The following is a 25,732-nucleotide window of genomic DNA, read 5'->3' on the forward strand; positions in this document are numbered from 1 at the left end:
TATGAATGTAAATTAAATTGGGATTTAAAGGGATCATGGGATGATATAGAAGTATGTATTTTCATCGAAAAACAGCCAATTTTATAGATTATTTACCACAAAAAAAAGAGTAAAAAACCTGGATATAAAGATTTTCTACTCTTTTTACCAAAATTACACCGCTGTAAGTGGAGTTGGGATTTTTGGATCAGTATCGAATAAATCAAATTGATGACCAACCCCTGATCCTTGTGCTTCGAGGGTTTGCGCTACACTCATTCTAGCAAGATCTTTCATATTGTTATCAAGACTTAAATGGGCAAGGTATATTCTCTTAGTGGCGTCGCCGATTACCTCACTCATTGCAATGGCAGCATCTTCATTTGAGACATGTCCTACATCACTTAATATTCTTCTTTTAATACTCCAAGGGTATTTCCCCATTCTAAGCATTTGAACGTCGTGATTGCTTTCAAAAATAAAAACATCGGCATTTGAAATAGTTCCTTTCATTCGATCACTAACATAACCTGTATCCGTAATGACCACGAGTTTTTTCTGCCCTTGATTAAACACATAAAACATTGGTTCTACTGCATCATGTGAAACACCAAAGGATTCAATATCTAATGATCCAAATGTTTTTATCGTTTCCATCTCAAATAGGAATTTTTGCTCGGTTGGAACCGTTCCGATTAATCCATCCATTGCTTTCCACGTTTTTTCATTAGCATAAATGGGTAATTTATATTTACGTGCTAGTATCCCAACACCTTTTATATGGTCACTATGCTCATGTGTAACAAGAATTCCGTCTAAATTATCCGGTTTGCGATCAATTTTTTGAAACAAGGCTTCCATTTGCTTTCCACTTAGTCCCGCATCAACTAAAAAGGAATGTTTATCTGTTTCAACATATATCGCATTTCCTGTACTTCCACTAGCAAGTACACTAAAATGCAATGACATTATTTTCACTCCAATGATTCATTCTCTTTATCATCCTTCGGTATCACTCGGCCTTCGATGGCATTGACATATAAATCCTCTTTTTTCTTATCATGCTCCACGATTAAATGCCATGTTGGAACGAGAACCTGTGATTCAGTTTGTTGAATTAATGTATAATAGCCTAATTCTACCTTAATATCACTGTCCTGCATGATTAACTTTTTATCCAATAGATTACCTATGGCCGTTATTGCAGGTAAAACATTTTCTTCACGTCTCTTCTCCGCATTTTCTAAAAATGTTTGTTCATAGGATTCAATTTCATTTTTATCGTTTAAGTGTAGGGTAACATGTCCATTTTTATTTTTAAAGAAAACCTTATTCTCATATACCTGATAAAAAACAATGAGCTTTTTGTCCTTATCGTATTTCCAATATTTATACTGATCCCCAAACAGAATACGTTCTTTAAGAATGTTCTCCATTAGAACATGGTCATTTCCACTTTTTATTTTTATTGGCTTTTTAAATTTTGATTTGAGCGTTGTTTTATTGGGTCCGATTGTTATATCCTGATCAGTTAATTCCTTTATATCTTTTTCTGTAAACTTCTTTACTTTAGCACTAACATACTGGCTTCTCAATGTTTCAGTTGGTAATCCTGAATATTTGATATTATTGTTTTCTAGTTTTTCCTCTAATGATGGATCCTTTAATCTCTCTATTTTACTCTCCTCATATTGGCGGGAAAACTGGACTAATAAGAATATATCAAGAATCAGAAATACAAATATAAACATCGACTTTGTTTTATTCCAATCCATATTTCTCCCCCTTAATATCCCATGGCTGCCACTTACCGTCATACTGATAGTACCATGTCGGTTCAAAGAGAAGGATTTTATTAACTGAATCATAGTCAAGCTGATAACCGACTAAGATATTTTCAATTTTTTTATGATCAATTTTATCATCTTTTAACAAAGACTCTAAGACACTAGAAGCGCTAGGTAATTGAACCTCTTGATAATCAGTCATTAGGAGGCTCCCCATCTCATCTATATATGGACGTTCATATTCATATATCTGTGATTCTCCCCAGCTTTGCACAATCTCTGCAAGATGATTATTATTAAAAACAGGAATTCCATTCATGAATAAGCGAAAAATGACTTGGTTTTTTTCTTGATTTTTACTGAAGTAACGAAAGTCATCATTCCACCCTCCATTTTGATTAACAAAATCAATACTACGTTTGATTAAGTCTTTTCCATTATGATAATTCCCTGTTATCTCGCCCGGATTAATAAAAGATATTGTACCTAGATCTGTTTTTGCATTCAAAAAGCTAGTCCCGTCATTATATCCGACATTATTTCCATCGAGACTTTTCTCTACGACTTTCGGATCCGGAAATAAGGCATTTTTATACCTTTCAATAATATCTCCATCTAATTTATCCCAGTAATATCTATTTCGGTTTAATTTCACACTATCTTTAGGTAATAATAAGAATCTGCCATTTGTTACTTTGTAGGAATCATATGGAACATAAGATTCATTTTTGTTTTTAATTTTATTCACAAATGCTTGTAAACTAGAATAACTAGCTGATCCACTAAATACTTTATTAGCATTACCTTTAGTGTTGATAAAATAGGCAGTAGCTACCTTTTGCGATGGATTTGATAAATCAATCACCAATATATCAAATTCTTCATTAGGTATTTCACGATCACTAACACGTAGAACACCTTTATAAAGCTCAAACGGAACAAGATCTGGAAATTCTATGATGAGCTTATTCGGACCATTGAGCACTTTATTTATATCATTGCTTCTATATGCTTTTGCTTCGCCTATATCATAGAATTTCCAAGCAGCTATCTCATCCATCACACGATTAATTTCGGTTTCATTCGTAGTTCCAACGTAATGGTCATTTTCGTGAAAAACCAACTTATTAGGCTGTACAATTTCCTTTACTTCCTTCGGTTCAACTACTTCCTTTACCGGCTCAGAATTGTTAATTTCCTCATAATTAACCTGGAAAGTCCATAATGTCCACGTCAAATAAATACTTACTCCTACGAGAAATACAAGAATAACTGTTTTCATTGTTTCATACTTCATGACCAATCATCCTCTTGCGTGCGATCATATGGGAGGGTTAAATAAATCGTTGTGCCCTTTCCTTCCTCACTTCTGGCCCATATTTCACCACCATGTGCTTCTACCATTTCTTTTGCAATAGCAAGTCCTAAACCAGAACCGCCCATTTTTCTTGTTCGTGCTTTATCAACCCGATAAAAACGCTCAAAAATTTTCTTAAGATTATCCTTAGGTATCCCCATTCCTTGGTCGGAAATACTAAGTTCAACCATTTCCTCTAGTTCTCGTGCCAGAAAAGTAATTTGTCCGCCCTCTGGAGAATACTTTAATGCATTTGAAATAATATTATCGAGAACTTGAGTTAGTTTATCTAAGTCAACCTCTACAAATACACCCGCATTTGGTAGTTTACGTTTAAACGTAACATTTTGATCTTTTGCCATTTCGAAGCGATCAATCACATGATGGAAGTATTCGATAATGTTGACCCATTCCTTGTTCAATTGGTAATCCCGACTATCCATTTTTGAAAGCTTCAGCAAATCGTTCACAAGCCGTATCATTCGTTCCGTTTCATTTTGTGTGACGGTTAGGAACCTTGGTGCTATTTCCTTATCATCTATAGCACCGTCAGCGAGTGCTTCTAAATAACTTCGCATTGTAGTCAGTGGAGTTCTTAATTCATGTGAAACATTTGATACGAATTCTCGTCTTTCCATATCGATTTTTTCCTGCTCAGTAACATCATGAAGCACCGTAATTAATCCACTAACAAAACCTGTTTCACTTTGTATAATTGAAAAACTTGCTCGTAAAATATACGGTTCTTCTTTTGTACTAAAGTCTAAGATAATTGAATCTTGTTCTTTTAATAAATCCTCAAATTGGTGTAAATCCTCAATATTCAATAATGATACTAGCTCTTGAGAAAGGACTGTTTCACGTGAAACATCTAGCATTTCAGCAGCGGGATTATTAATCAGAATGATTTTTCCTTTTCGATCCGTAGCAATGACACCATCTGTCATATGTGCAAGGATTGAGTCTAATTTACGCCGTTCCCCTTCCGTTGTTGCTTGGGCTTCTTGAAGCTTTTTAGTCATGTGATTAAAGCTATATGCTAATTGACCAATTTCATCATTTCCATATACCTTAACTTTCCTGGAAAAATTACCCTTCGCCATCGCCATCGCTTGTCTACGCATATCAGCTATTGGTCGCGTAATCGTCTGGGCTAGTACAATCCCGAGCATTGCTGTAATAACCATGGCAATAGCTGTTCCAGTAGTAAAAATTTTATTAATCTCATTGATTTCTTTATAAACAGATTCAATTTTCCCAACGATATAAATATAACCCGTATCATTACTATTTAATTGAATAGGATTTACTAGAACCCAAATTCTTTTACCAGCTTTATCAATAAATCGTCTATCCCATTTTTTCCCTGATACAAGTGCTCTTTTAATGTTAATATCAGTAACCCTCTGCCCTGTTACTGATTGATTGCTTGAATCAGATGTTCCCAGGATCACACCATTACTATCTATAAGGCGAATTTCCTCTATATCGTTCGTTTCATTATCAGATAGTATTTTATGAATTTTACTGGACATATCTTCATTGGTATTATTATCACTTTTCATGGCTTCACGAATTAAATATTCTAGACTCTTTACCCTACCTTCTATTGAACTCGTGAAGTTTTGTTGTAGCTTTTCTTCCAATTTGTTAATAAAATAAACCCCTATAATTTCCATAGAAATTAATATAAGCAAGATAAAAATTAATACAAATTTCAAATGTATTGACTGAAAGAATCCAACCTTTTTCATTCCATTACTCCTGTTCAGGATTGCGTAAATAGTAGCCTACTCCTCGTCTTGTTACAATCCATATTGGGTGACTTGGATTATCCTCAACTTTTTCCCTTAAGCGTCTTACAGTAACATCGACTGTACGTACATCACCATAATAATCATAACCCCAAACTGTTTGAAGCAGGTGTTCCCTCGTCATTACTTGACCGATATGCTGAGCTAAGTAATAAAGCAGCTCAAATTCACGATGAGTTAATTCAATTGTTTCGCCACGTTTTGACACAATATAAGCATCTGGATGAATCACTAATGATCCAATCGCTATCTCGCTACTCTTTTCCTCTTCTTCAGTTTGAGTAGCTACCTGCTGATGTCTTCGTAAATTTGCCTTCACACGTGCAATTAATTCTCTTGTACTAAAAGGCTTCGTTACATAATCATCAGCTCCGAGCTCTAGTCCAATAATCTTATCAATTTCAGAGTCCTTGGCAGTTAGCATAACAATTGGCATCTCATACTTTTTGCGGACTTCTCTACATACCTCAATCCCATCACGTTTTGGGAGCATAATATCAAGAATTAATAAATCTGGATTCAATTCCTCGACCATCTTGATAGCTTCATCACCATCATATGCACAATGGACGGTATATCCCTCTTTCTTTAAATTGAACTGAAGGATATCAGCAATTGGTTTTTCATCATCTACGACTAATATCGTCTTATCCATTTAACTACTCCCCTAACTATTATTTATAAATTAATATTCCGACCTACATATAAAAAATCAGTTTAATTCTTTAAACGTATTATTTTCGTTTCAATCATTTATTTTTCATATTATATGAATGTGCATTCCATTTCTCTTTTACTATCTATAAAAATAAGCATTATCGGTACAATCACTAAATGAATGATCTCATCTATTCTAGAACAAACATCTAGTTATTTGAAGGTAATACGGCAAAAATCTTAAAATTCCTCTATTTTAATTTAACATGTTCTTTTCATGAATTCATCTTTTATGCCAAATTAGGTTTTTCCATTATTGCCATTTCCCTAACAAAAAGAATAAACTTCGTACTAATTATTCGTCTTTAATCAAGACTTTAAAAAAAAGTTTGCAACTCATTTATTAGCGAATAAGGATGTTTACGGTCCTTAACCTATATTTATTCTTAAAACTTTACCAAACAACAAGGTAAATATCTTTAATTAATGGATTGATCTAAAAAAATTGAGAGTATCCATTATTGGATACCCTCAGCATTTCCTAGTTCCCTATTTATAAATAGCTTAATGGATTCATTAGATTTCCATCTTTGTATACTTCAAAATGTAGATGAATACCAGTAGCATCTCCTGTTGCTCCCATGACCCCAATGGCTGATCCCTTTGGTACTATTTCACCGGCGGAAACATTGATTGAGCTTAAATGAGCGTAGACTGTACGGAATCCATTATTATGATCAATAATAATTTTATTTCCGTAACCGCCATCCCAGCCTGCAAATACAACTTTTCCATTATCTGCAGCTTTAATCGTACGATTACTTGGTCTTGCGATATCAATTCCTTTGTGCATACTACCCCATCTTTGACCAAGCTGACTGGAGATATAGCCCCCATTTGTTGGCCAAGTAAAATCACCAGATCCCCTAGATGGGGTTACCTTTGTTCCTACGATGACAATGTGGTTAATAGGCTTTTTTAATACCTTCTCTTCATTTATATCTTTCTTTACTTGTTTACCATTTTCCTCAGTGATAATATAAGTCAATTCACTTTTTCCGTTTTTCCCCTTTTGTTTAACCTTTTTATCCCCTTTGTACATAGAAGGATCCTCGATGACCTCTTTTTTATATGGGATTTTTTCAATCTTATGTATTTCCTTTTGAACCATGACATGAACAAGAGGCTCATATTCCGTAATATTTAATTCTTGTCCAATTTGAAGAATCGTATCTTCACTTAAATCCGGATTCAATTGGAGCAATTTTTCCTCTTCTAATTGATGCTCTGCTGCAATTGATCCAAGTACATCTCCTTCTTTCACCTTATAAACTTGCTGTTTTAGCGTACCCTTTTGCAGATATTTTACGGCTTGATCTACAGTATAGATGCTACCTGGATCTACTTTTGTATTATTAAATGAAACCTTTTCAGTAAATGAAACGTCTAATAGTCGAGATTGATTTTCTTTAAGTGGCGGCAACTCACTTGATTTTGTGCCAATAGCCTTTAATTGGGACAATTCCTTTTCAGAAACAAATCCTTGTTTAAGCTTTTGTAGGACCTTTTCAGCATCGCTAGAATTTTTCACATATAATACAGGGCTATTATTAATGACTAGACTAACTGCCTCTGCATGAATGGTTAGTAATTTTTTTACTCTATCGATTGTTTGCTCATTTTCAACTTGAGGTCGAAAAACTTGTTCTCGGATGTAGGTAAGCTTGTTTTCTAAAATGAGATGGTAATCTTTAAACCTTGCTTTCATACCATTCACTTCAGAATTAACAACGTCTTCGATGACATTTTTATCCGAAACGGTACCCACAAATTCATCATTCATATATACATGGAAAACGGTATCTATATTTGTATCTGCTGATGAAGAAATTACTTTGAAGAATATAGAAGAAAGAATAAATGCTAAAATAACCGCTTTTTTGAATAGATTCATTGATTGATGTTGAATGCTTTCTTTTGGAAACCCGGATGAGTAATGGAGTAATGTTCTTTTCCAATTCATACGTAAACCTCCCAAATTACCTAAAACACGTCCAATCTACTAGGAAAATGGATTCAATTTTTTCCCTTTATTACATTAACATAAAGTTTAAGAAAGTTTACACAATTTTTCATAATGTAACATAATTGTATAAAAGGTTACATTTTCATCCAAAAAATGATAAAGTATTTCTTCTTTTTTCTGTACTATTTTAAGAGAGAATATGTTGATAAGAAAAGGCTTTCATAGGGACTAACGAGAGGAATGTATATAGAAATCAACATGCAAACATCCTTTTATTTCCATTATCATTACAAATAGATTACAACGAGATAGCATAAAAAAAAGCGCTGCGAGAGTCTATGTCATCGCAGTGCTTTTTGGATGGCTCGGGACGGAATCGAACCGCCGACACATGGATTTTCAGTCCATTGCTCTACCGACTGAGCTACCGAGCCGTATACAATATGCATTTTCTATATGTAATTAATTGTAGTTCGTCATCGTCCAAATTTCAGATAGCTTATTCAAGCTATTACTCAATTGGTACGCTGATGTTTTGCTTTGTAGCTTATTCGAACGTGCTTTACCGACTGAGCTACTGAGCTGTATTTTTTATAAAAATGGCGGTCCGGACGGGACTCGAACCCGCGACCTCCTGCGTGACAGGCAGGCATTCTAACCAACTGAACTACCGGACCACTTTATGATATATGGGATGAGCCATGAAGGACTCGAACCTTCGACCCTCTGATTAAAAGTCAGATGCTCTACCAACTGAGCTAATGGCTCATAATATAAAAAACTAATAAACTCATTGATAATGAAGTTATTAACTTAATTATTACTATTTCGTAACAACGTATTTTATATTAGCATAATATTATATAATCCTGCAACAAGTTTCGGCATTTTTCAGCAAAAAAATTTTTTTCTTCATTTTCTAATATAGAACTACGTATTTTAAATGAAGATTGGGTTTCGCAAATAAAGAAAAAAAAGGCTTTTTATAGCCTTTTTTAGAAATAAGTATTAAATTCAATACTGTTTACTAAAGCTTAGTCTATCTAAAATCAGACATCCTTAGGAAAATCAAAGGATAGATTTCCCCAATTGTCCGTGCTGCACAAGTTGCTTACGATCTCTTATCTCCATACACTATGAATGATATTCGTTTGTTCACGGTCTGGACCGACTGAAAACATTGATAGTGATATACCTGATAATTGAGATATACGTTCTAAATAGTGGCGAGCATTAGGTGGTAATTCATCTAGTGTTTTACAAGCTGTAATATCCTCTGTCCAACCTGGAAGTTCTGCATAGATTGGCTCACATTCAGCTAAAATATTTAGATTTGCTGGGTACTCTTTAATAATTTCATCCTTATAACGGTATGCCACACAAATTTTTACTGTTTCGATACCTGTAAGGACATCAATTGAATTAAGGGAAAGATCTGTAATACCGCTCACACGACGAGCATGACGAACAACTACACTATCAAACCAACCAACACGTCGTGGACGACCAGTTGTCGTGCCATATTCACGTCCTACTTCACGAATTTGTTGGCCAATTTCATCATGTAATTCCGTAGGGAATGGACCATCACCGACACGAGATGTATATGCCTTAGCCACTCCTACTACATGGTTAATCTTCGTTGGACCAACACCGGATCCGATTGTCACACCACCAGCAATTGGGTTAGAGGATGTAACAAATGGATAAGTACCTTGGTCAATATCAAGCATAACTCCTTGAGCACCTTCAAATAATACACGACGTCCTTCATCTAATGCATCATTTAATACAACGGAAGTGTCACATACATATTGTTTTATTTGTTGACCATACTCAAAATATTCATCGAGAATGTCTTCTAAATTAAACCCTTCTGTTTCATAGAAACGTTCAAGTAAACGGTTTTTTTCCTTTAAATTATGAGAAAGCTTCTCCTCAAAAATTTCTTTATCTAATAAATCAGCGATTCGGATTCCTACTCTAGCCGCTTTATCCATATATGCTGGTCCGATTCCCTTTTTCGTTGTACCTATTTTATTTGCTCCTTTTCTTTCCTCATCCATTTCATCAATTTTTAAATGGTAAGGAAGAATCACATGAGCTCGGTTACTGATACGTAAATTATCTGTTGCTATTCCTCTATCGTGTAATCCTTTTAATTCTTGTACAAGCGCCTTTGGATCAACAACCATTCCATTTCCAATGACACTAATTTTATCCTTATAAAAAATTCCAGATGGAATTAGATGTAACTTATATGTTTCCCCATTAAAACGAATGGTATGGCCTGCATTATTACCGCCTTGATAACGGGCAATGACCTCTGCATTTTCTGAAAGGAAATCGGTAATTTTCCCTTTTCCTTCATCTCCCCATTGAGTTCCTACTACTACAACTGACGACATAATCTGGCACCTCCAATAAATATACTTACGTTCTCTATTCTTTACCTTTTCTATTTTACCCATTCAAATAGAAAAGTCAACTGAAACACGAACATTAAATAGATTTACTATTATATTTATTCGTAGTTTAGTGATTTTTCATCAATAAAAAAAAGAATGGTAAAAAACCATTCTCCTTTTCATTATAATCTATGATAACCACTCTTATGCGCCTGCTGGAACCTGTGCATCATCGAAGCGCCGTTCCAAATTAACAAATTTATTATACTCTTTAACAAATGCTAATGATACCGTTCCAACCGGACCATTACGCTGTTTTGCAATAATGATCTCAATGATATTTTTGTTTTCACTTTCCTTATCATAATAATCGTCACGATAAAGGAAGGCAACAATATCAGCATCCTGCTCAATACTTCCTGATTCACGGATATCAGACATCATTGGCCGCTTATCCTGCCGTTGTTCTACGCCACGGGATAGCTGAGATAACGCAATAACTGGAACCTCTAATTCACGCGCAAGTGCCTTTAGAGAACGAGATATTTCCGATACCTCTTGTTGTCTGTTTTCCCCTGAACGTCCACTACCTTGAATGAGTTGAAGATAATCAATTAAGATCATTCCAAGACCATGTTCCTGTTTTAATCGACGGCATTTAGATCGTATCTCACTTATGCGAACACCCGGTGTATCATCAATGAAAATACCTGAATTTGATAGACTTCCCATTGCCATCGTTAACTTCTTCCAGTCCTCATCTGTTAGGGAACCTGTCCGAAGATTTTGCGCATTAATATTTCCTTCTGCACAAAGCATACGCATAACAAGCTGTTCCGCGCCCATCTCAAGACTAAAAATAGCTACATTTTCTCCCGCTTTTGTTCCAACATTTTGGGCAATATTTAAAGCAAAGGCTGTTTTCCCTACTGATGGACGAGCAGCTACAATAATTAAATCATTGCGTTGAAATCCTGCAGTCATACGATCAAGCTCCGCAAAACCTGTAGGGATTCCTGTTATGTCACCCACGCGATTATGAAGCATTTCGATATTATCATATGTTCGTACAAGAACATCCTTAATATTATGAAAGGCTCCTGCATTTTTCCGTTGGGCAACCTCCATAATATTTTTTTCCGCTTCATTTAGAAGAGCATCTACTTCATCTTCACGAGAATATCCCTCTTGTGCAATCGTTGTTGCAGTTCGAATCAATCGTCGAAGTAAAGATTTTTCTTCTACAATTCTTGCATAATACTCTATATTTGCAGCAGTTGGCACTGAGCCTGCGACTTCACTTAAATACGAAACTCCCCCGACATCTTCCAATTGCTTAGTGGCCGCCAATTCCTCTGCGACAGTAACTAAATCGACTGCTTTCCCCTCATCATTTAATTTTAAAAATACATTAAAGATTTTTTGATGGGCACTGCGATAAAAGTCTTCGGGAATTAATACTTCAGAAGCAAGGATTAAAGAAGCTGGTTCTAGAAAAATAGCACCTATTACTGCTTGCTCCGCTTCAATATTTTGAGGGGGCATACGATCTGCAAATAAATCACTCATTTATTACAAACCTCCCATTCTCCTTATGGGGTAAAAAATATACTAACCGGATAGTAAAGTTAAAACAATCTATATGAATCATAGCTTTTATGATATTTAGATGGAGGGAATTTCATCTCTCCATTAAAAAAAGTGATCAAACAATCGAAAGATCACATAATGGTATTACTTAGCTATTTCTAGTAAAGATAGAAGAATAGAATTTATTCCTCTATCTTCACTTCTCTATTTTATCATGATTTTGCTCAAATGAAGCTGGCAAATTTAACTTTCTTCTTTTACATGTACATTTAAAGTAGCTGTGACCTCAGAATGTAATTTCACTGGAACCTTTGTTACGCCTAGTGTACGGATAGCATCATCTAGCTCCATCTTACGTTTATCTATTTTTATTTTAAATGTTTTATTTAATTGCTCGGAAATTTGTTTGCTTGTGATTGAGCCAAATAAACGGCCACCAGTACCGGATTTTGCTTTTAGCTCAACAGTGATTTTTTCAAGCTTTTCCTTTAATATCTTTGCATCCTCAAGCTCTTGCTCAGCTATTTTTTGTTCCTTTTTCTTTTGAGCATCTAAACCTTTTAGATTTCCTGCCGTTGCTTCAACAGCTAATCCTTGCTTAAGTAGAAAGTTATGTGCATATCCATCTGCAACATTTTTTGTTTCGCCTTTTTTACCTTTCCCTTTTACATCCTTTAAAAATATAACTTTCATGATTTTTGACTCCCTTCTAAATAGTCATCAATTGCTTTTAGTAATTGTTCCTTTGCATCCTCAATTGTTGTATCCTTCAGTTGTGTAGCAGCATTTGATAAATGGCCACCACCACCGAGACTCTCCATGATGACTTGAACATTTACTTTTCCTAATGAACGGGCACTAATACCAATTTCGTCTTCGGACCGTTTGGATACGACGAATGAAGCCTCAACTCCATCCATTGTAAGTAACGTATCAGCTGCCTGGGCGATTAAGACGGAATTATAAATCGTATCATCCGTACCCACCCCTATAGCAATGCCGTCACGGTAAAACGCCACACTTTCAATCAGTTTGGCACGTTTAATATAAGTATTCAAATCTTCTTTTAAAAACTTTTGGACTAAAACGGTATCTGCACCCTGTCCTCTTAAATAAGATGCTGCATCAAAGGTACGCGAACCTGTACGCAAGGTAAAACTTTTTGTATCAACAATAATTCCTGCTAATAATGCCGTTGCTTCCAGCATATTCACTTTTTCATTTTTAGGTTGATACTCTAATAGTTCGGTAACAAGCTCTGCAGTAGAGGAAGCGTAAGGCTCCATATACACAAGTAAAGGATTTTTAATAAAATCCTCACCACGTCGATGGTGATCAATGACAACAATATTTTCAATTTTTTTAATCAGTCGATCATCAATTACAAAGGAAGGCTTATGTGTATCTACAACCACAAGTAGTGAATCTTCTGTTGCCATCTCCAAGGCTTCCTCTGGAGTAATGAAACGGGTATATAAGTCAGGATATTGCTTTACTTCTTCTATTAATCGTTTTACACCTGTATCAATTTCAGAAAAATTAATGACAATATATCCTTCTTTCCCGTTCATTTCAGCTACCTTCCGTACACCAATGGCTGCACCAACTGCATCCATATCGGGAAACTTATGACCCATCACAAATATTTTATCACTTTGCGTCATCAACTCTTTCAATGCATGAGAGATTACGCGAGCACGTACTCGTGTACGTTTTTCCATTGGGTTGGTTTTACCACCGTAAAACTTAACCTTTCCATTCATTTCCTTCATCGCAACTTGGTCGCCACCTCTACCAAGGGCGATATCTAAACTTGATTGGGCTAATACCCCTAGATCCGGCAATGCTGGGACACCTGCTCCAATCCCAATACTTAATGTTAAAGGGATATTCTGTTTTGACGTTGTTTCCCGAACTTCATCCAGGATTGAAAATTTACTTTTCTCTAAATCAAGAAGAATTTTTTCATTTAATACACTTATGAAACGCTCGGAAGAGACCCGTTTTAGAAAAACACCATACTCCATGGCCCATTTATTTAGTATAGAGGTTACAAGACTGTTTAAGCTACTTCTAGTTTGGTCATCCATTCCTTGAGTAACTTCATCATAATTATCTAAAAATATGATTGCGATGACTGTTCTTTCTTCCTTATAAAGTTTTTCAATTTCAGATTGCTCCGTTACATCAAAGAAATATAATAATTTTTCTTCTAGCTTTAAGGTCACTTTATACTTTCTTCCATTTAATGAAACCATTTCCGAATCAATTTCTTGCTTGATTAATGGAACGACATCTTCCGCAACATCATAAAGGGAACGACCGACGAGTGTTTCTTCGTTAAAACAGGAAGCCATGAACTGATTGGTCCATTCGATAAATAAATCATCATTAATCAACATAATTCCAATCGGCATTTCCATTAACGCCTCTTCACCGACTCGTTTTATACGATAAGATAAAGTGGAAATATAATCGAGTGTTTCCTCATTTGACTTTTGCTCTAGAAAAAAGGCTAGATAAAAAAGTGCTCCTAATAGAAGAAGACCGATTACGGTAATCCACCAATGATAAAAACCAATAAGCACCAAAAGGGCCAAAGAAACGGCCAATAAACCATAAAGAGGATATCGAACCATTCGCTTATTAAAATTTGAAGGCATATTTTTCTCTCCCATTTTATTGAAGGCTATTTTCGTATAGACTGTTCACTTTTAGATTTCTCTAATAACAAGCATAGTAAAATCTCTTTACAATAGTCTACCCTTGTTTATGAGGATTTTCGATTCAAAAATTGTCTCAAGCCGAATCCTAAATCCATTATACCTAATATCCTTATTATATATTGAAGTGGGAAAAGGAAAAAAGTAAAAATAACAATTAGTATTGGAATCGCTTTTGTCCATCTTTTTTCATGGCTAAAAAAGAACACAAAGGAATATCCTTGGAGAACCATTAGCATCTGTAAAATAAAGTTTAAATTAACTAAAGCCATATTTCCATAAGTACCTTGTTCTGGGCGCCAAATTATAGCCAATATGATGGTAATTAAATAATACCATAATATGCTTTTCGGTAATTTTAATTCACGAAAGGCGTTCCATTTAGGAACATCAATTTTAAACCGTTTCACAATCGGCAAATTAATCGCTAACAGTAGCCATACAACTATAAAGGATGCAATAACTAGTAAGCTAGGTAGCAAAGTGGTAATCGTGTCCAGGAATGCATCATATTGCTCCATTATCTGATCCGAGGATCCTTGTCCAAGTCCTTCTAAGATCTTTGCGCTTTGTTGAAATGATTCCTGAAATGTAGTAACTAATACTTTTAAAATGTTCTTATTAAATAGAACGATAAACGCAATGTATTGTAGGATAGCATTTAACAAAAATAATATACTAGCTGACATGTACAAAACGAATTTGGATTTTTTCGTTCGAATACAGTATCCAATTGCAATCCCTGTTGTTCCATAAATCAATGCAACTGGTATTAAAAAAAGTGATCCTAATAATACCGAAATAAGAATGCTTCCTATTAATAATACTAAAGCATGCTTGAACGGATATTTAGCACTATATAATATGAAAGGTAAGAGTAGAAAAAGCACGGATACTATAGATAAAAGGGGTATATAGTTGTAAATGAATAGTAGTATCGCGAACACAGCGAGCATTAGAGCTCCTTCAGTCAACATTTTTGATTTTCCCATTATTTCACCTCATGTATCTAATAGCTTTATACTACCATACAGAGAAGAAAACCCGAAATGTAATGGATCATGATTCAATGAAGGACTTCTGTTTAAACTCATGGGGCTAGGATGGGGAGTAGGATCCGAACAGGACTAATATAAAAATGAATAAACTTTCGTATAGATTGTTACTTCTGTAAAAGCCCTACCCCAGGCTCTTACTATTTGAATTGGTCTTCAACCTAAATTTGGGTTAAAACATGATCTAAATTGCAACAATGTTTGAGAAAGAGCTTTATAAAGGAGAGGTAGCTGAAATTGCCTCAGACAACCTCCCTAAAATAATTTTTTTATTTATTCTTCACTTTGAAATAAGATACAATTTCTTGCAAATCATAGCTTAATCCTTTCAAATCCTCTGACGACTGCGCGACAGTTTGGATCGCACGTAATTGCTCCTCCGTAGACGCACCCACTTCTTCACAAGCAGCTGCTGTTTGTTCAGACATTGCTGCCATACTTTGAATTATATGGACTAACTCATCCTTATGTTCTGAAACGGCCTGAACACTTGAATATACTGTATGGATAGAATCTTGAAGATCATTAATAAGTGTTGAAATGGAATTGAATGTATCATTGGTATCAAGAACTACTTGAGATTGTTGCATAAAAATTTCATTCGTTCGATCCATTTCCTCGACCGCCCGCTCGGATTCTAGCTGTATATCAAGAATGGTGTCTTTCACTTGATTTGTTGCATGAACAGATTGTTCAGCTAATTTCCGAACCTCTTCAGCCACAACGGCAAAACCTTTTCCATGCTCACCTGCTCGAGCCGCTTCAATACTAGCATTTAAAGCTAGTAAATTAGTTTGTGAGGATAAATTAGTAATTACCTGAATAACTGTTTCAATCGTTTTCACCTTATGTGAAAGATCAGTAATAATTGAAGACATAGATTGAATGAACTGCTCTGATTGCCTGAATGAGTCTGTTAAATCATTCATTTTATTAATTCCAAGATCATTCATTTCACTTGCCTTCTTAGCAACATCTGACATTAGCCCAGACTTTTGATATATTTCATTGATTTGTGTACTCAACTGAACAGAGTTATTATTAGCAGTCTCTGCTTCTTCTGCAGATTTTGATGCTCCCTCAGCTATTTCATTTACTGCGACAGCCACTTGCTCACTAGAGGCATTTGTTTCCTCAGAAGTTGTACTTAGAGACTCTGCTGATTCCTTAACTTTAAAAACGGAAGAATTAACACGTAAAATAATTTCTCTTATGCGATTCACCATCGTATTAAAGTGATGTGATAGATCACCAATCTCATCTTTCGATTTCACAATAGATACCGCGGACAGATCTCCATCCGATAACTGCCCCATAGCTTTCTTTAATTGCCCTATAGGCTTTGTAATTCGAATTGAAATAAAGGTTAAGACACAAATAGAAATAAAAAGGGTAATGATTCCTAAAACTAAGAGAGTCAATTGAATATCTCTTGCCATCACCATCAAATCTTTTTGTGAGTATATGGCACCGATTCTCCATCTATTCGTTAAATTTGTACTATATACAAGAACCTTGTTATCTCCTTCTTTTTGATAATGAATAATCCCATGCCCTTTATTCTCTTGCATCATTTGATCGAAATAAGGGTATTTTGTTACATCCTCGCCGCGTGAATCCTTATATATAATGGACTTTCCTTCACCATTTACAATGAAAGGAACACCTTTATAGCCAATTTTCATGTTTGAAACTCGATTTGTTATTTCAGATAGTTTTATATCAACGGCGATTACACCGACAATCATACCTTTTTTAATAACAGCCTTTGATCCAGTAATAACAAACTCATTGGTCGTTTTATCCTTATATGGCTCTGTCCAAACGACCCTTCCAGTTGTATTAATGGCATTTTTATACCAGTTTTCTAATGTTGGATCAAAATCAGATGGTAATTGGACTGCTGGGAAAACGAGCATTTTTTTATTTGTTGTAGCAAAATAAATATTCGTTGCCTCTTTATACGTATTTAAGTATCCATCGAACAACTCTTTTATATCATTATCTTTTAATATTTCCGCTTTCTTTGAAGAAATTTCATTATATCCATATTGACCGACTTTTTCATATGAACTTATTTGCTGTAAGCTCTTCTCATACTGATTAAAATAGAGCTGAATCGAATAATTTAAATCATCAACTAATCGGTCTGTTTCAGAAATAACACTCTCTTCGTTCTTTTCGCTAACTCTCAAGGTTGTTAAACCAATCATTACCGTAAAAGCAATAATCAATAGTAGCGAAATAATAAATATAAATTTAAATTTAATAGATTTAATCAAATTTCGAACACACCTGCCTACTCTAGGATGGATGACTACAATAGTTCATTCTACCTTTATATTCGACAAAAATTGCAAATTGTTTAGATAAAGGAGATATGTTGGAATTTTTTAATATTCAGTAGACCTTTTTTTCAATTCGTCATGTCTCTCATTATTCAGTCACTACATTCTCTAGTTTTGAATACATCCTAATTTCCTACGAGTCGTGTTTTCCGGACCGATAACCTTTTGCAACCAATCGTTTGCAAAAAATAAGAAAAAAACCGAACCTTTTTCTGATAAAGAGACAATATAGTGTGTAAGCTGCTTACCCAGGAGGGCCTTCTGCATGCAAAGTGAATATATGTACCAATTACTCACAAAAATGAAAGATGGTGATCAACAGGCGTTTCATATGTTATATGATGCCACCTATCAAGATGTCTACAGAACAGTCTCCTTTATGGTGGATCATCAGCAGGATCGAGAAGATGTCATGAATGAGATCTATATGCAAATGTGGACCTCACTTGCTAACTATGATACGAACCGTCCTTTCCACTTTTGGCTAAACGGATTGGTAATCCGGCAAGTGCAGAGATTTCGAGTCAAGAGCTGGCGGAGATTCCGAATTTTTGAACGCATCCGTAGCTTCTCACAGGAAGAGTCTCATTGGGATCAACCTACTGTGTTGAATGATGGAACAAACCAAATGATATCACAAGCTATACAAAAACTAACCGACAAACAACGAGCGGTGATTATCCTCCGCTTTTACCACGACTATACTCTTGAGGAAATTGCGACATTGCTCGATATTCCACTGGGTACGGTCAAGTCCAGATATCATGCAGCCATTCAGTCGCTTCGAAAAAATAAAGGGATTCTCCCCTTGGAAAGGATGGAAAAGATCCATGACTATTGAACGCAAAATCCGTGAACATCTGCACAAATCGGCAGAAACTATGGAGTGCCCTACGGCCATTTCCAAACGAATTGAACAATCATATTCTCAATATTTGCAACAAAAAAGGAGCGAAAGAACCATGAAAAAACGATTAATTGGTGGAATAGTTGCTGCTGCAATTTTGCTTCCAACCTCTGCATTTGCTGCCCCACCCCTGATTGAAATGCTTACTAGAACACCAATGACCGCTGAACAAGTCAAGATGGATAAGGTTGGCGAGGCAGCACTTGAAAAGCTGTATAGCGCATTTCCCGAAACAAAATCGTTTAAGATTATCGATGCAAGCTATGTTCAAGGTGTCCAAACAAGCATCATACTGCAAGAAAGAGGAGGGAACGGCAAAAAGATCACCCTTCATATAAACGGTATTACAGGTAAGATTGAACATGTGAATCAAAAGAATTGGGAGCCTAAGGAGAAGCCACTCATTACTTTAACCGATCAGGAAATCAAGGCGAAAGTAGATTTGCTCATTGATAAAATGTATGGCAACATCGAAGATTACGAGTTTACTATGGAGCAAATGGAGAACCTAAATCAAAAAACATTTATGTTGAATTACATCAAAAAGGGATCAAAAACACCATTCTACCAGGTATTTGTTCAGGACAATACAATCAGTGTTTCTCTTATTGGAGGTGACACTATACCTTCAAACAATAGAGTAGAAGGATTCTTCTCATCAAATGGTAAGCCCAATTATACTGCTGATGCCTTTTTAAATGATGAAAAACTCTTTTCTTTATTAAAAATGAACCCCACAGAATTAAAACAAGAATTAGCAAAAGGTAAATCTGTTGTGGAAATTGCAGCATCTAAAAATGTCTCTAAACGACAAGTGATTGATGTGATCGCAAAAACACAGGTTGAAAGACAAATTCAAGCTGAGCGAAATGAAGAGCTTCCTAAAAATAATCATTCAACGGAACAATTATCAAAAGCCATTGAACCGAAAGTATTACAAGTTATTGAACACAAAACTGAAACACCATGGTAGAATAACAAGTCAAAGTGAATAAGGTTGGCAAAACATCGCTTGAGAAGCTATATAGTGCAATTCACGAAACAAAGTCGTTTGAGATTACCAATATAGCTTATCTTCGAGCTCAATTTCATCATGCAAAATGCATATTTCTAATTAATAGTAAATATGGATAGTAAGGGACAACAGGTATATCCAAATATGTTTCCCCTTATATCCCACTGATGTTCTAATTATTAGAGAGAGAAGGATTTTTCTTTTCCCTCTCGGGATATCATCAGGAATATGAGGATTTACAACTAAAAGGAAATTACAATAAAATAAAGCCCAATTTCTCTGTGTGAAAATGAAGAATTGAGAAATTGGGCTTTTTCTTTCTAAAAATAATTTACTATCATTAATAGTGATAGCTAGGAAAAGTCGTATCAATTATAACTATAATGCAACAAGGTTAATTCTTTAGGTAGAGCACTAATCAGTTATATTCTAAATGTAAAAATGAATACAAAAAAAGCACAGTAAGATTTATCTTCACTGTGCCTTTAATTACTATTTAATATTATTCACCAGATACATATGGTAATAAAGCCATAGTACGAGCGCGTTTAATAGCAATCGTTAATTTACGTTGATATTTAGCGCTTGTTCCAGTTACACGACGTGGAAGAATCTTTCCACGTTCAGAAATAAACTTTTTCAAAAGATCTACATCTTTATAGTCGATGTGTGTGATACCGTTTGATGTGAAGTAACACACTTTACGACGTTTACGTCCGCCTCTGCGTCCACCTGCCATGTTATTTCCCTCCATTTCCTTTATTTAGATCACTTTAGAATGGAAGATCGTCATCTGAAATATCAATTGGTTGCCCATCATTTGAGAATGGATCTTCATCTACTCGTGTATATCCTTGATTTCGTTGATTCTGATTTTGACTAAATGGGTTACCCTGATTTCCCTGGCCTCCACCATAAAAATCATTATTACCACTACGAGGTTGTCCAGAATTTCTTGGCTCTAAGAATTGAACGCTTTCTGCCACAACTTCAGTAACATAGACACGTTTTCCATCTTGACCTTCATAATTACGAGTTTGCAAACGTCCATCAACACCCGCTAAACTTCCCTTTTTCAAGAAGTTAGCAACATTTTCTGCAGGTTTGCGCCACACTACGCAATTAATAAAATCTGCCTCTCTTTCACCTTGTTGATTCGTAAATGTACGATTAACAGCAAGAGTAAATGTAGCAACTGCAGCCCCACTCGGAGTATATCGTAAATCAGGATCTTTCGTTAAGCGACCTACTAATACTACTCGGTTCATCATCAGAATCAACTCCTTCCCTTATTCAAAGCTATGTTCCATGTGAAACATAGCAACTATTTAAATTATTCTTCTTCTTTAACGATGATGTGACGGATAATATCGCCACTAATCTTAGCAAGACGGTCAAATTCTTGAACCGCTTCTGGGTTAGCGTTAACAGTTACTAGACGGTAGAAACCATCACGGAAGTCTTCAATTTCATATGCAAGACGACGCTTACCCCAGTCTTTAGATTCGATGATTTCCGCACCTTGAGTTGTTAGAATGTTATCAAAACGTTCAACTACAGCTTTTTTAGCTTCATCCTCAATATTTGGTCGGATAATGTACATAACTTCGTACTTTTTCATCTTTCTGTCACCTCCTTATGGACTATGCGGCCCTTTCTAAAAAGGGCAAGGAGCAATGTATATTTACGGTCATTACTCACAATAAAAAATTATAGCATAATCACTGCTATGTTGCAATGGGATAGATATTTTTTACAAAAAACGAATGCAGTTATACTATTACCAATACAATAACACGAATATATGTTCTATGTAAAGATTAAAGATATAATTTACAAAAAAATAAAATCAATACCAAAAAAGGTAGTACGATGTATCGTACTACCTTTTAGATAAAATCAAACATTAAATCTAAAGTGCATAACATCTCCATCTTGAACAAGGTATTCTTTCCCTTCAAGACGAACCTTCCCAGCTTCTTTTGCTGCAGTCATAGAACCACCAGCCATTAAATCATCATATGAAACTGTTTCGGCACGGATAAAGCCCTTTTCAAAGTCTGAATGTATAATACCTGCACATTGCGGAGCTTTCATTCCCTTTCTAAAAGTCCAAGCTCGAACCTCTTGAACACCTGCAGTAAAATAAGTAGCCAGTCCAAGTAAACTATATGCAGCTTTAATTAATTGATCTAAGCCAGATTCTTGAATTCCTAGCTCTGATAAGAACATTGCCTTTTCATCCTCATCAAGCTCAGCAATTTCCTCTTCAATTTTAGCACAAACCACAATAACTTCTGCACCCTCATTGGTTGCATATTCACGTACTTTTTGAACATATTCATTATTAGAAGGGTCTGCAACCTCATCTTCGCCAACATTTGCTACATATAAAATTGGCTTACTTGTTAATAAGTGAAGTCCTTTTACAAGCTTTAATTTTTCTTCAGTAAATTCTACTGAACGAGCTGGTTGATCAGATTCAAGCGCTTCTTTTAATTTAGCTAGCACTTCATATTCTGCTAATGCTTCTTTATCCTTTTGCTTTGCAAGTTTTTCTACACGACCAATACGTTTATCAACAGTTTCCAAATCGGCAAGAATCAACTCAAGATTGATAGTTTCGATATCGTCAATCGGATCTACCTTACCGGATACATGTGTGATATTTCCATCAGCAAAACAACGAACAACATGGCAGATTGCATCCACTTGACGAATATGAGAGAGGAATTTATTTCCTAATCCTTCCCCTTTACTTGCACCTTTAACGATCCCAGCAATATCTGTAAATTCAAATGCTGTAGGTACAGTTTTTTTCGGTTGAACAAGTTCAGTTAATTTATTTAAACGTTCATCTGGAACCTCAACGATCCCAACATTCGGATCAATAGTACAGAATGGATAGTTTGCAGATTCTGCTCCAGCTTTTGTTATCGCATTAAATAATGTAGATTTCCCAACGTTCGGCAATCCTACAATTCCGGCTGTAAGCGCCATATTCGGTCACTCCTCTAAAATATCTATTAAAATTATTGTTATCTCAACAAACGTAAACATACCTTGCTCAATTATATGAATTATCATAGAAAAGCGCAAGCGCCTTGATTAGCCCCGACTAGCAAATGTTCTAGTCATATTGAAGTCCCTTCTTTGGCTTCGATATGGCTAGGTTATTTGACCTCAAGGAGCTAGGCGCTGAAGCTGGACATCTAGAAAAGCGCAAGCGCCTTGTTCAGCCCCGACAAGCAAATGTTCTAGTCATATTGAAGTCCGTTCTTTGACTTCGATATGACTAGGTTATTTGACCTCGAGGGGTTAGGCGCTGAAGCTAGACATCTAGAAAAGCACAAGCTCCTTGATTAACCCACATCCCAATAAAAGAAGCATGAATTTATTCTTCATGCTTCACTAATACCTTTTTCATTTTTCTCGCAAATTCTCTTCTTGGGATCATTACACTATGTCCACAGCCCTCGCATTTGATTCGAATATCCATCCCCATACGTATTATTTTCCAACGGTTGGTTCCACAAGGATGTTGTTTTTTCATTTCTACTATATCATTCATTCCAAATTCTTTTTCCATATATTATTCCCTCCCAAATTGTTCATTCATCATTTCTTCACCATTACGTGAATACATGACTAACTTAGGAAATGGTGCCTTAATACCATAATGATCCAGTGTTAGTTTAATTTCTTTTCTTATCACTCTTGCAATATGCCAATGCATCATTGGTTTTGTTTCTGAAATGATCCGTAATTTTAAATCTGAAGTTCCTAATCCTTGAACACCTAATAATTCAGGTTTACTAATCATTTCTTCATACTTATCCTGAAGTCCTTCTAAAAGATTTTCAATTACATCTTCTGCCTTACTAATGTTCTCATCATAAGGAATATTAATATCTACCACCGCAATACTATTATTTATCGAATAGTTCGTTACCTCAGTTATATTTCCATTCGGAAGAATATGAATTTCACCTGTCCAGCTTTTTATCTTTGTCGTACGAAGTCCTATTTCCTCTACCGTACCAGTGAACTTTCCAATGCCTACATAATCCCCTACTGAAAATTGATCCTCAAAGATGATAAAAAAACCTGAAATGATATCTCGAACGAGACTTTGTGCTCCAAACCCTACTGCTAACCCTACAATTCCCGCACCTGCTAAAAGTCCTTTTACATCTATATTTAAAGTTGAGAGGATCGTTATTAATGCAATGAAATATATTAAATACGTTAGCATATTTTCTAAGAGCTTTAATAGAGTATTTTCCCTGCGTTCTGAAATACGGATGGGAGATTTAGCTCTCATCTTAAAAACATTGCGAATCATTATCTTTCCAATTCTAACAATAAGAGAAGAGACAACCAAGATGATAAAAATTTTTAATACTATTTCCCCTATATTCATCCACATTTCTTCATTAAACAGTTTATCAACCACTTTTTCAGTGGACTTCTCCACATTATTCAATTCTTTCACCAACCTACATAGAAAAAATGATCCTATCCAATTATTATAAAGGGTTAATTTTTTATTTTCCCTAAAACTGTCTCCATTTATGTATAGAAAAAAGCTTTCGTCCGTATACTGATAATACCATTGATGAGGAGTGGAACGAATGAATCTTGGAAAAAGGATATTTGAATACAATCAAGAAGAAAAGAAAATACCCTATGATGAACGGATGGCTAAGGATATTATTTCATCCCAACTATTATCTATGCTACCAAAGAAGAATAATCAACCATTAATTATTGTTTGTATAGGTACCGATCGATCAACTGGAGATTCATTAGGACCACTCACCGGAACGTTTTTACAAGAAAAAGGGCCGAGTATTTTCACAGTTTATGGAACACTAGATGAACCTGTCCATGCAGTAAACCTTGAAGAAAAAATTAAAATGATCTATGAAGTACATGATAATCCCTTTGTAATTGCCATCGATGCATGTCTAGGTAAACTTAAGAGTGTAGGAATGATCCAAATCATTGATGGACCGATTAAACCTGGTGCAGGAGTGAAAAAGGAATTGCCTTATGTTGGTGATATGCATATAACAGGGATTGTTAATGTAAGTGGATTTATGGAGTTCTTTGTCCTTCAAAATACACGTCTAAACTTAGTGGTAAAAATGGCTAGGACAATTGCGGGTGGTATTTATCGCGCAAGTCGTTCGTATGATCATTATTTGTCCCTACAGGAAGTGAATAATAATCAAGAAAGTACCATTTAAATAACAGGGGAAGATATGACACTCCCCTACTATATTATTAATATTTGATAAAAATATATCATTGTAACGATGATGGCCACAGCGAGTATACCCGGTAATAGATTTGCTACTCTAATTTTTATTAATCCTGTAATGTTAAGGCCGATTGCCACAATCATAATTCCTCCTGTTGATGTCATTTCAACAATGAATGAATTCATTAATGCATCTGGGACAATCCGATCAATTTGTGTGGCGAATATAGCAATAATCCCTTGATAGATCAGCACTGGAATTGCTGAAAAAATCACACCAATCCCCAGTGTAGTTGTTAAAATTAATGCTGTGAAACCATCAATAATTGCTTTCGTAAATAAAACATTATGATCTCCACGGATTCCACTATCCAATGCACCAATTATAGCCATAGCACCTACAACAAAAATAAGCGTAGAGTTAACGAAACCTTCTGAAATATCCCCTTGCCCTTTGGCCCCAATCTTTTTTTCAAGCCAATAACCTAATTGATTTAATTTGTCTTCTAATGCCAATGCCTCTCCAATAATTGCACCAAATACTAAACTTAGAATGACTATAAGGAAATGTTCACTCTTTATTCCCATTTGCAAACCTAATACAATTACTGCAAGGCCGATTGCATGCATTACCGTGCCTTTCATTTTTTCTGGAATTCTATGTAATAACTTACCTAACAGTGAACCAATAATAATACAAATCGCATTTACAATTGTCCCTAATAAAACCACGATATCACCTATTCACAATTTTTAAAGTTCCATTAAAACTATCGGTTGAAGACTACTACATTCTTTAT

At 35.3% G+C, this 25,732-nt stretch carries 22 protein-coding genes and 3 tRNA genes; 3 read left to right on the forward strand and 22 right to left on the reverse strand.

Features of this window, described 5'->3' with window-relative positions; translation table 11 throughout:
* Window positions 1-153: 153 nt before the first annotated feature.
* The 15 genes from NST63_RS26270 to NST63_RS26340 form a co-directional block, all read right to left on the reverse strand.
* Window positions 154-948: an MBL fold metallo-hydrolase gene (locus NST63_RS26270; RefSeq protein WP_058005119.1), complete on the reverse strand. Its 795-nt coding sequence runs from the start codon at window positions 946-948 to the stop codon at window positions 154-156.
* Window positions 949-953: 5 nt separating this feature from the next.
* Window positions 954-1,754 carry a two-component system regulatory protein YycI gene (locus NST63_RS26275; RefSeq protein ID WP_212944923.1) on the reverse strand — a complete coding sequence of 267 codons (801 nt, stop codon included), beginning with the start codon at window positions 1,752-1,754 and terminating at the stop codon, window positions 954-956.
* Window positions 1,741-3,063: a YycH family regulatory protein gene (locus tag NST63_RS26280; protein WP_212944922.1), complete on the reverse strand. Its 1,323-nt coding sequence runs from the start codon at window positions 3,061-3,063 to the stop codon at window positions 1,741-1,743. Before NST63_RS26280 ends, NST63_RS26275 begins: the two co-directional genes overlap by 14 nt.
* Entirely contained in the window at window positions 3,060-4,877 is a 1,818-nt protein-coding gene (gene walK / locus NST63_RS26285) for a cell wall metabolism sensor histidine kinase WalK (protein ID WP_341044118.1), read from the reverse strand. The genes NST63_RS26280 and walK overlap by 4 nt, the downstream gene beginning before the upstream one ends.
* Before the next feature lie 4 nt (window positions 4,878-4,881).
* Window positions 4,882-5,592 carry a response regulator YycF gene (gene yycF, locus NST63_RS26290; protein ID WP_071975503.1) on the reverse strand — a complete coding sequence of 237 codons (711 nt, stop codon included), beginning with the start codon at window positions 5,590-5,592 and terminating at the stop codon, window positions 4,882-4,884.
* A gap of 555 nt (window positions 5,593-6,147) precedes the next feature.
* On the reverse strand, window positions 6,148-7,617 hold the full coding sequence (locus NST63_RS26295) for a peptidoglycan DD-metalloendopeptidase family protein (RefSeq protein ID WP_341044119.1): 1,470 nt from the start codon (window positions 7,615-7,617) through the stop codon (window positions 6,148-6,150).
* Between the two features lie 364 nt (window positions 7,618-7,981).
* Window positions 7,982-8,054, reverse strand: a tRNA-Phe gene (locus tag NST63_RS26300).
* A gap of 166 nt (window positions 8,055-8,220) precedes the next feature.
* Window positions 8,221-8,297, reverse strand: a tRNA-Asp gene (locus tag NST63_RS26305).
* 18 nt (window positions 8,298-8,315) lie between these two features.
* A tRNA-Lys gene (locus NST63_RS26310) sits at window positions 8,316-8,388 on the reverse strand.
* 353 nt (window positions 8,389-8,741) lie between these two features.
* On the reverse strand, window positions 8,742-10,028 hold the full coding sequence (locus NST63_RS26315) for an adenylosuccinate synthase (protein WP_341044120.1): 1,287 nt from the start codon (window positions 10,026-10,028) through the stop codon (window positions 8,742-8,744).
* A gap of 204 nt (window positions 10,029-10,232) precedes the next feature.
* Window positions 10,233-11,597 carry a replicative DNA helicase gene (gene dnaB, locus NST63_RS26320; RefSeq protein WP_058005125.1) on the reverse strand — a complete coding sequence of 455 codons (1,365 nt, stop codon included), beginning with the start codon at window positions 11,595-11,597 and terminating at the stop codon, window positions 10,233-10,235.
* A 264-nt stretch (window positions 11,598-11,861) separates the two neighbouring features.
* Window positions 11,862-12,311 (reverse strand): 50S ribosomal protein L9, encoded by a 450-nt coding sequence (rplI, locus tag NST63_RS26325; RefSeq protein WP_212944918.1) that lies wholly within the window; start codon window positions 12,309-12,311, stop codon window positions 11,862-11,864.
* Complete coding sequence (locus NST63_RS26330) at window positions 12,308-14,281, reverse strand: DHH family phosphoesterase (protein WP_212944917.1); 1,974 nt, start codon at window positions 14,279-14,281, stop codon at window positions 12,308-12,310. The genes rplI and NST63_RS26330 overlap by 4 nt, the downstream gene beginning before the upstream one ends.
* A gap of 107 nt (window positions 14,282-14,388) precedes the next feature.
* Window positions 14,389-15,333, reverse strand: a complete 945-nt coding sequence (locus NST63_RS26335; protein ID WP_212944916.1) for a YybS family protein — start codon at window positions 15,331-15,333, stop codon at window positions 14,389-14,391.
* A gap of 332 nt (window positions 15,334-15,665) precedes the next feature.
* Complete coding sequence (locus NST63_RS26340) at window positions 15,666-17,678, reverse strand: methyl-accepting chemotaxis protein (RefSeq protein ID WP_341044122.1); 2,013 nt, start codon at window positions 17,676-17,678, stop codon at window positions 15,666-15,668.
* Between the two features lie 331 nt (window positions 17,679-18,009).
* On the opposite strand from NST63_RS26340, the gene NST63_RS26345 reads away from it, so the two are divergent.
* Together NST63_RS26345 and NST63_RS26350 are read left to right on the forward strand one after the other, a co-directional pair.
* A complete protein-coding gene (locus NST63_RS26345; RefSeq protein WP_341044123.1) occupies window positions 18,010-18,585 on the forward strand; it encodes a sigma-70 family RNA polymerase sigma factor in 576 nt (191 codons plus the stop codon).
* A gap of 121 nt (window positions 18,586-18,706) precedes the next feature.
* Entirely contained in the window at window positions 18,707-19,624 is a 918-nt protein-coding gene (locus NST63_RS26350; protein WP_436580699.1) for a hypothetical protein, read from the forward strand.
* 544 nt (window positions 19,625-20,168) lie between these two features.
* Here the strand turns inward: NST63_RS26350 and rpsR are convergent.
* The 6 genes from rpsR to NST63_RS26380 all read right to left on the reverse strand — a co-directional run bounded on the left by rpsR (window position 20,169) and on the right by NST63_RS26380 (window position 24,152).
* Window positions 20,169-20,405, reverse strand: coding sequence for a 30S ribosomal protein S18 (gene rpsR / locus NST63_RS26355; protein WP_058005131.1), 237 nt, complete (start codon window positions 20,403-20,405; stop codon window positions 20,169-20,171).
* A gap of 34 nt (window positions 20,406-20,439) precedes the next feature.
* Window positions 20,440-20,937 carry a single-stranded DNA-binding protein gene (gene ssb, locus NST63_RS26360; protein WP_180212517.1) on the reverse strand — a complete coding sequence of 166 codons (498 nt, stop codon included), beginning with the start codon at window positions 20,935-20,937 and terminating at the stop codon, window positions 20,440-20,442.
* Between the two features lie 62 nt (window positions 20,938-20,999).
* On the reverse strand, window positions 21,000-21,287 hold the full coding sequence (gene rpsF, locus NST63_RS26365; protein WP_058005133.1) for a 30S ribosomal protein S6: 288 nt from the start codon (window positions 21,285-21,287) through the stop codon (window positions 21,000-21,002).
* A 278-nt stretch (window positions 21,288-21,565) separates the two neighbouring features.
* On the reverse strand, window positions 21,566-22,666 hold the full coding sequence (ychF, locus tag NST63_RS26370; protein WP_058005134.1) for a redox-regulated ATPase YchF: 1,101 nt from the start codon (window positions 22,664-22,666) through the stop codon (window positions 21,566-21,568).
* A gap of 394 nt (window positions 22,667-23,060) precedes the next feature.
* Window positions 23,061-23,255 carry a DUF951 domain-containing protein gene (locus NST63_RS26375; protein WP_058005135.1) on the reverse strand — a complete coding sequence of 65 codons (195 nt, stop codon included), beginning with the start codon at window positions 23,253-23,255 and terminating at the stop codon, window positions 23,061-23,063.
* 3 nt (window positions 23,256-23,258) lie between these two features.
* Entirely contained in the window at window positions 23,259-24,152 is an 894-nt protein-coding gene (locus NST63_RS26380; RefSeq protein ID WP_436580698.1) for a mechanosensitive ion channel family protein, read from the reverse strand.
* A gap of 148 nt (window positions 24,153-24,300) precedes the next feature.
* Here NST63_RS26380 and yyaC point away from each other — a divergent pair, with 148 nt between their 5' ends.
* Window positions 24,301-24,918 (forward strand): spore protease YyaC, encoded by a 618-nt coding sequence (yyaC, locus tag NST63_RS26385; RefSeq protein WP_341044125.1) that lies wholly within the window; start codon window positions 24,301-24,303, stop codon window positions 24,916-24,918.
* Between the two features lie 29 nt (window positions 24,919-24,947).
* Here yyaC and NST63_RS26390 read toward each other — a convergent pair whose 3' ends face one another.
* On the reverse strand, window positions 24,948-25,664 hold the full coding sequence (locus tag NST63_RS26390; RefSeq protein ID WP_341044126.1) for a DUF554 domain-containing protein: 717 nt from the start codon (window positions 25,662-25,664) through the stop codon (window positions 24,948-24,950).
* Window positions 25,665-25,732: the final 68 nt, after the last annotated feature.

The sequence above is a fragment of the Heyndrickxia sp. FSL W8-0496 genome (assembly GCF_038007825.1).
Lineage (GTDB): Bacteria > Bacillota > Bacilli > Bacillales > Bacillaceae_C > Heyndrickxia > Heyndrickxia oleronia.